Source organism: Burkholderia sp. ABCPW 111 (assembly GCF_000773065.1).
In the GTDB taxonomy this organism is placed as follows: Bacteria; Pseudomonadota; Gammaproteobacteria; order Burkholderiales; family Burkholderiaceae; genus Burkholderia; species Burkholderia savannae.
In genome coordinates, this window is record NZ_JPWT01000048.1 from 1 (window position 1) to 1179 (window position 1179).

General features: G+C 63.3%; 1 protein-coding gene. It reads left to right on the forward strand.

Annotation, left to right across the window (positions count from 1 at the left end; all coding sequences use genetic code 11):
- On the forward strand, positions 1-1179 hold a 1179-nt coding region (tuf, locus tag X946_RS06320), incomplete at its 5' end, for an elongation factor Tu (protein ID WP_235364002.1).

Sequence of the window (1179 nt, forward strand, 5' to 3'; positions counted from 1 at the left end):
AAGTTTGAGCGGACCAAGCCGCACGTGAACGTTGGTACGATTGGTCACGTTGACCACGGCAAGACGACGCTGACGGCGGCGATCGCGACGGTTCTGTCGGCGAAGTTCGGCGGCGAAGCGAAGAAGTACGACGAAATCGACGCGGCGCCGGAAGAAAAGGCGCGCGGCATCACGATCAACACGGCGCACATCGAGTACGAAACGGCGAACCGCCACTACGCACACGTCGACTGCCCGGGCCACGCCGACTACGTGAAGAACATGATCACGGGCGCGGCGCAGATGGACGGCGCGATCCTGGTGTGCTCGGCAGCAGACGGCCCGATGCCGCAAACGCGTGAGCACATCCTGCTGGCGCGTCAGGTCGGCGTGCCGTACATCATCGTGTTCCTGAACAAGTGCGACATGGTGGACGACGCCGAGCTGCTCGAGCTGGTCGAGATGGAAGTGCGCGAACTGCTGTCGAAGTACGACTTCCCGGGCGACGACACGCCGATCATCAAGGGTTCGGCGAAGCTGGCGCTGGAAGGCGACAAGGGCGAGCTGGGCGAAGTGGCGATCATGAACCTGGCGGACGCGCTGGACACGTACATCCCGACGCCGGAGCGCGCGGTGGATGGTGCGTTCCTGATGCCGGTGGAAGACGTGTTCTCGATCTCGGGCCGCGGTACGGTGGTGACGGGTCGTGTCGAGCGTGGCGTGGTCAAGGTCGGCGAGGAAATCGAAATCGTCGGTATCAAGCCGACGGTGAAGACGACCTGCACGGGCGTTGAAATGTTCCGCAAGCTGCTGGACCAAGGTCAGGCAGGCGACAACGTCGGTATCCTGCTGCGCGGCACGAAGCGTGAAGACGTGGAGCGCGGCCAGGTTCTGGCGAAGCCGGGTTCGATCACGCCGCACACGCACTTCACGGCTGAAGTGTACGTGCTGAGCAAGGACGAAGGCGGCCGTCACACGCCGTTCTTCAACAACTACCGTCCGCAGTTCTACTTCCGTACGACGGACGTGACGGGCTCGATCGAGCTGCCGAAGGACAAGGAAATGGTGATGCCGGGCGACAACGTGTCGATCACGGTGAAGCTGATCGCGCCGATCGCGATGGAAGAAGGTCTGCGCTTCGCGATCCGCGAAGGCGGCCGCACCGTCGGCGCCGGCGTCGTCGCCAAGATCATCGAGTAA